Genomic DNA, 6117 nt, shown 5'->3' on the forward strand with positions numbered 1-6117 from the left:
GTTGCAGGCAGGGCGCCGTCCACATATGGATCCCAGGGTCTCCGCGACGTCGCTTCGCTCCTGCTCCGCCCTGGGATGACGAAGGATGGCAGGTCACGCCGCTCAATCGTCGGTGGCCGGCGTCAATTCGAGCTCGGCCGGCGACAGGCCCTGCTGCAGCTGGCTGAGCCGGAATTCGTCGACCCAATAGGCTTCGCCGTCGACCAGCACCCGCGCGCTGTAGCTGCCGGCCGAAAAACGCTGCGCGGTGATGTACACCTTGTGGCGGTCGAGCGCGTTCCGCACCGCGGCGCGCTTGGATTTCTGACTGGCGACGGAACTGGCCATGCTGGTTACTCACGCACAAGCCGCAAGGCGGCGTGCCTTAAGGATGGCCGAGAGCGTGTCGGCTGTCAATTTGGCGGTCGCTGCGAGCCGCGCGCGGTGGCGCCTCCCGATCTGTGGAAACCGAGCCGGTGCGCTATATTGCCCTGGCGGCTTGGAACGCGATGCTGATCCGGAGAGCTTCACATGACATTGACGATGCGCAAACTCGGCAGCCAGGGCCTGCAAGTCTCGGCAATCGGTCTCGGCTGCATGGGCATGAGCCAGTCCTACGGCCCGGCCGACGAGGCGGAATCGACCGCCACGCTGCACCGCGCCATCGAACTCGGCTGCACCTTCCTCGACACCGCGGAAGTGTACGGGCCGTTCACCAACGAGGAACTGCTCGGCCGCGCGCTGAAGGGCCGGCGCGATGAGGTGACGATCGCGACGAAATTCGGCTTCCGCATTGAAAACGGCAAGCAAGTCGGCACCGAGCGCGACAGCCGGCCCGAACATATCCGCGAGGCTTTGGAAGGTTCGCTGAGGAGGCTCGCCACCGACCACGTCGACCTCCTCTATCAGCACCGCGTCGATCCGGCGGTGCCGATCGAGGATGTGGCGGGCGCTGTCGGCGAGCTGATCGCTCAGGGCAAGGTCCGCTTCTTCGGCCTCTCTGAAGCCGGCGCCGCCAATATCCGCCGGGCGCATGCCGTGCATCCGGTGTCGGCCGTGCAGAGCGAATATTCGCTGTGGGAGCGCAATCTGGAGCCGGAAATCATTACGCTGCTGAAGGAGCTCGGCATCGGCCTGGTGCCGTTCTCGCCGCTCGGCCGCGGTTTTCTCGCCGGCGATGTCAGGCGCGCCGAAGACTATCCGGAGGGCGATTACCGGCGCGGCGATCCGCGCTACCAGGGCGCCAACTATGACGCCAACATGCAGGCGGCGGCCACGGTACTCGACATCGCCGCGGCCAAGCGCGTCAAGCCAGGCCAGATCGCGCTGGCCTGGCTGCTCCACAAGGGGAGCGACTTCGGCATCGACATCGTGCCGATCCCCGGCACCAAGCGCAGAAAATACCTCGAGGAGAACGTCGCCGCGGCTTCGATCAGGCTGGACCCAGCCGAGATGCAAGTGCTGGACGACGCGCTGGCGCCGGGAAAGGTCGCCGGTGAGCGCTACGGCGAGCGCACCATGGTGATGATCGATCGGTAGGTCTTTGCCTGCTCCCGTTCTTGCGCAAAGCTCCGGCCTTGGCTAGCATCCGCCGGCAGGCACCGAGCGGAGGAGAACGTCGCGGTGGACCGGCTGGAGCGCCGTGCGTCCATTCAAACACGAGTTGGGCGCTCGAAGGACACTCCATTTTTGAATCGACGCAAGGAACCTTCCGGAAAACCCATTCCGGTTTCGGGGTCGTGCGCTCATCTGGGAGGAGACTAAATTGATCAACAGACGTGAATTCCTGCTGTCGACCGCGGCGATGGGCGCTTTGGCGCTGGCCGCTCCGCAACTGGCTTTTGCCCAGGACAAGCTGACCATCCTTGGTTCGGTGCCGAGCCTCGGCTTTCCGTTCTTCGTGCACATGCTGAACCAGATCAAGGCGGAAGCCCAGGCGCAGGGCGTCAACCTGGTCGAAAGCGACGGCCAGAACTCGGCGCCCAAGCAGACCGCCGATATCGAAGCGGCGCTCGTGCAGAAGGTCAACGCCATCGTCATCTCGCCGCTCGACGTCAACGCGCTGGCCCCAGCCATCGAGGAAGCGGTCAAGGCCGGCGTTCCCGTCGTCACCATCGACCGCCGCGTCGAAGGCGTCGAAGGCATCCTCGCCCATGTCGGCGCCGACAATGTCAAGGGCGGCGAGGCCGAAGCACAGGCCATGGTGGCGGCGTTCCCGAATGGCGCCAAGATCTTCCATCTGCAGGGTCAGCCCGGCGCCGGCCCGGCGATCGACCGTAACAAGGGTGTGCACAACGTCCTCGATCCTATGAAGGACAAGTACCAGATCATCTTCGAGCAGACCGCCAACTTCGCCCGCGCCGAGGCGCTGTCCGTCACCGAGGCCGGCCTTGCCGCCAACGGCAAGCCTGACGCGATCATCTGCGCCAACGACGACATGGCGCTTGGCGCGGTTGAAGCCTGCGCGGCGCGCAACTTCACCGACGTCAAGATCTATGGCTTCGACGCGCTTCCCGAAGCGCTGGTCGCCGTGCGCGACGGCAATCTGGCCGGCACGGTCGAGCAATTCCCCGGCGAGCAGTCGCGCACCGCCGTGCAGATCGCGGTCGCCTACGCCAGGGACAAGACCGAGCCGAAGGAAAAGCTGGTGCTTTTGACACCGATCGTCATCGGCAAGGACAATCTCGACAAGGCGGAGAGGCTGGGCGAGACGAAGTAGGCGAAGCCGACGGGACAGCACCCCCCTCTGGCCTGCCGGCCATCTCCCCCTCAAGGGGGGAGATTGGATGTCACGTCGGCTTTCGATAGTTTTCGATCTTGCAGAAGAGGCGAAGCCAATGAAGCTGCCAATCTCCCCACTTGAGGGGGAGATGTCCGGCAGGACAGAGGGGGCGCTGTCCCGCCATCAATCGCAAATTGGGAGCAACCTTTGCCCGCGACTGAAGCCACTGCGCCTTCACCCTCTCCCGCCCTGCTCACCGTCGAGGGCGTGACCAAGCGCTTTGCCGGCGTCACGGCGCTGAACGACGTTTCGCTCGAAGTCCGCCCCGGCGAGATTCTCGGCCTGCTCGGCGAGAACGGAGCCGGCAAATCGACGCTGCTCAAGATCCTGTCCGGCGTGATGCCGCCGTCCAGCGGCCGCATCGTCTTCGACGGCGTCGAATTCAATCCGCACAATCCACAAGATGCCAAGCGCCACGGCATCGTCACCATCTACCAGGAACTCAGCCTGATCCCGACGCTGACGGTGGCGGAGAATATTTTCATCGGCCGCGCACCGCTCGGCCGGTTCGGGCTGGTCAGCTGGCGGAAGATGGAGGAAGATTCGCGCGCGATCATCGCCCGCGTCGGCCTCGACCTCGACCCGGCGACGCCGGTGTCGGCGCTGTCGGTGGCCGAGCAGCAGCTGGTCGAGATCGCCCGCGCGCTATCGCTGAAGAGCCGCTTGATCATCATGGACGAGCCGACCTCGGCGCTGACCGAAACCGAAGTGCACAGGCTGATGTCGATCATGGGCCGGCTGCGCAAGGATGGCGTCGCCATCATGTTCGTCACCCACCGGCTGGAGGAGGCCTCGGCGATCTGCGACCGCATGACGGTGCTGCGCGACGGCAGGCTGGCCGGCCATCTCGACCGCGAAGGCGGGCCGATCAAACTGCCGAAGATCATCGAGAAAATGGTCGGCCGCGCCGCTTCCGAGCTCTATGCCAGGCCGACGCAGCGCGACGTCGCCGGCGACGTCCGGCTCTCGGTGCGCGGCCTGCGCACGGTGCGCGATCCGCAGGCGCCGCACGCCATCGTGCTCGAAGGCGTCGATCTCGACCTCAAGGCGGGCGAAATCCTCGGCGTCGCCGGGCTCGTCGGCTCCGGCCGCACCGAGCTCGCCCGCGCCATCTTCGGCGCCGACCGCATTGCAGCCGGCACCATCATGCTCGACGGCAAGCCGATCGCGCCCGCCTCACCCGCCGACGCCATCGAGCTCGGCATCGGGCTGGTTCCGGAAGACCGCAAGCACCAGGCAATCTTCGCAGCACTCGCCATCCTCACCAATTTCTCGATCGCCGCGCTCGACCGCTACTCCAATGTCGGCTTCATGGCCGAGCGGCGAGAGCGCGAGGCGCTGGCGAACTATAGGAAGACGCTGTCGATCCGCATGGCCTCGCCCGAGCAGGCGATCGAGGGACTGTCCGGCGGCAACCAGCAGAAGGTCATCCTTGCCCGCTGGCTGGCACGCGACCCCAAGGTGCTGATCGTCGATGAACCGACGCGCGGCGTAGATGTCGGCGCCAAGGCGGAAGTGCACCAGATCCTGGTAGAGCTCGCGGCGCGCGGCATCGCCATCATGATGATCTCGTCCGAGCTGCCCGAAGTGCTTGCGGTGTCGGACAGGATCGTCACCATGCGACGCGGGCGCATTACCGGCGAGATGCCCGGTATTGAGGCGACCGAGGAGAAACTGATGGAACTGATGGCGCTCGACCAGAAGCAGGAAGCAACGCAATGACCAGCACGACCGAACGGAGCCAGCGCGGCGGCGTCAATATTGCGCGCCTGCTGATGAGCTTCGGCCCGCTGATGTTCCTGGCGTTGCTGATTGTCGTCTTCACCGTGCTGAAGCCGAGCTTCATCGACCCGATCAACCTGTTCAACATCATGCGCCAGATCTCGATCACCGGGCTGATCGCGCTCGGCATGACCTTCGTTATCCTTACCGCCGGCATCGACCTGTCGGTCGGCTCGCTGCTCGCCTTCTGCGGCATGGTCGCGGCGGTGGTGGCCAAGGGCGGCACCGCCAACACGCTGTCGCTGTCGACGTCTGGCACGCAAGGCTATGGCTGGTTCGCCGCGCTTCTTGCCGCCGTCGTCGTCGGTGCCGTGGCCGGCGGCGTCCAGGGCTTTGCCATCACCAGGCTGAAAGTGCCGCCCTTCGTCGTCACGCTTGGCGGCCTCACCGTGTTTCGCGGCCTGACCTTGACGATTTCCAATGGCGGCCCGATCTCCGGCTTCGACGCCTCGATGCGCTGGTTCGGTACCGGCCTGATCGGCCCGGTTCCGGTGCCGGCGATCATCTTCGCGATTGCCGCGATCCTTTGCCATATCGTGCTGCGCTACACACGTTACGGCCGCGCGGTCTATGCCGTCGGCGGCAATGCCGAGGCGGCACGGCTCTCCGGCCTGCGTGTCGACCGCATCCTGATCTCGGTCTACATCATCGTCGGCTTCTTCGCCGGCCTTGCCGCCTTCGTTTTGTCGGCGCGGCTCAACTCCTCCGAAGCCGTCGCCGGCATCGGCTACGAGCTGACGGTGATCTCGGCGGTCGTCATCGGCGGCACCTCGCTGTTCGGCGGCATCGGCAGCGTCGGCGGCACGGTGGTCGGTGCAGGACTGATCGGCGTGCTGCAGAACGGGCTGCAGTTCAACAACGTCTCGTCCTACACGCAAAGCATCGTCATCGGCCTGATCCTCATCCTCGCCGTGGCCTTCGACCGCTGGCTGAAATCGCGGGTGAGGCGGTGATGGCGGAGCGAACGCTGCGATGCCGTAAACTGCCCGGGAGGTGGCGATGCCCCAAATAAGAACCATGACCGAACAGGACGTTCCGGCGGTGTCGCGGCTGCTTGGAGGGTCCTGGCGACACACCTATTCGCCGATCCTGGGTGCCGAGACCACGGCACGGCTTTCGGATGAGAGGCACGCGCCGGAGCGGTTGGCGGCCGAGCTCAGGGACGACAGCAAGATGTCCTTCGTCGCCGAGCGGGCTGACGGGTCGCTCGCCGGTTATGCGATGGCCGCGATGGACGACAAAGGCGAGGTCATGCTCGAGCGGCTCCATATAGACAAAAGCGAGTACGGCACCGGCCTTGCCGCCGACCTGCTGCATGCCGTTCTTGCCGCCCATGCGGGTATTCCCAGCATCGCCCTGGAAGTGATCGAGGGCAACGACCGCGCAATCGCCTTCTATCGCAAGCACGGCTTCGAGGTCGTCGAGCGCCGGCCGGCTGCACACGGGGTGGGCGGCCATGCCTCGCTGATCATGCGCCGGCTGCTGCCGATGGCTTAGAGCCTTTCACGTTTTGATGGAAGCGTAGCCGGCGTTTGCGAAGTAGTTGTTGCATTCGGTTGCCTCGATCGTTTCAA

General features: G+C 65.3%; 6 protein-coding genes. 5 read left to right on the top strand and 1 reads right to left on the bottom strand.

Annotation, left to right across the window (positions count from 1 at the left end; translation table 11 throughout):
• Window positions 1-102: 102 nt before the first annotated feature.
• Complete coding sequence (locus NKJ55_RS34895; protein ID WP_023675682.1) at window positions 103-327, bottom strand: hypothetical protein; 225 nt, start codon at window positions 325-327, stop codon at window positions 103-105.
• A 183-nt stretch (window positions 328-510) separates the two neighbouring features.
• On the opposite strand from NKJ55_RS34895, the gene NKJ55_RS34900 reads away from it, so the two are divergent.
• From NKJ55_RS34900 to NKJ55_RS34920, 5 genes are all read left to right on the top strand, one after another.
• Entirely contained in the window at window positions 511-1518 is a 1008-nt protein-coding gene (locus NKJ55_RS34900; RefSeq protein ID WP_352453854.1) for an aldo/keto reductase, read from the top strand.
• A 229-nt stretch (window positions 1519-1747) separates the two neighbouring features.
• Window positions 1748-2698, top strand: coding sequence for a substrate-binding domain-containing protein (locus NKJ55_RS34905; RefSeq protein WP_352453858.1), 951 nt, complete (start codon window positions 1748-1750; stop codon window positions 2696-2698).
• A 210-nt stretch (window positions 2699-2908) separates the two neighbouring features.
• Entirely contained in the window at window positions 2909-4483 is a 1575-nt protein-coding gene (locus NKJ55_RS34910; RefSeq protein WP_352453855.1) for a sugar ABC transporter ATP-binding protein, read from the top strand.
• The gene (locus NKJ55_RS34915; protein WP_352453856.1) at window positions 4480-5496 is read left to right on the top strand and encodes an ABC transporter permease; all 1017 of its coding nucleotides are present in this window, start codon (window positions 4480-4482) and stop codon (window positions 5494-5496) included. The genes NKJ55_RS34910 and NKJ55_RS34915 overlap by 4 nt, the downstream gene beginning before the upstream one ends.
• 46 nt (window positions 5497-5542) lie before the next feature.
• A complete protein-coding gene (locus tag NKJ55_RS34920; RefSeq protein ID WP_352453857.1) occupies window positions 5543-6040 on the top strand; it encodes a GNAT family N-acetyltransferase in 498 nt (165 codons plus the stop codon).
• Window positions 6041-6117: the final 77 nt, after the last annotated feature.

Source organism: Mesorhizobium sp. M0106, assembly GCF_040322715.1.
GTDB lineage: Bacteria > Pseudomonadota > Alphaproteobacteria > Rhizobiales > Rhizobiaceae > Mesorhizobium.

Coding starts and splice junctions, on each gene's coding strand:
- NKJ55_RS34900 (WP_352453854.1), top strand. CDS start 511: ATGACATTGACGATGCGCAAACTCGGCAGCCAGGGCCTGCAAGTCTCG.
- NKJ55_RS34895 (WP_023675682.1), bottom strand. CDS start 327: ATGGCCAGTTCCGTCGCCAGTCAGAAATCCAAGCGCGCCGCGGTGCGG.
- NKJ55_RS34915 (WP_352453856.1), top strand. CDS start 4,480: ATGACCAGCACGACCGAACGGAGCCAGCGCGGCGGCGTCAATATTGCG.
- NKJ55_RS34920 (WP_352453857.1), top strand. CDS start 5,543: ATGCCCCAAATAAGAACCATGACCGAACAGGACGTTCCGGCGGTGTCG.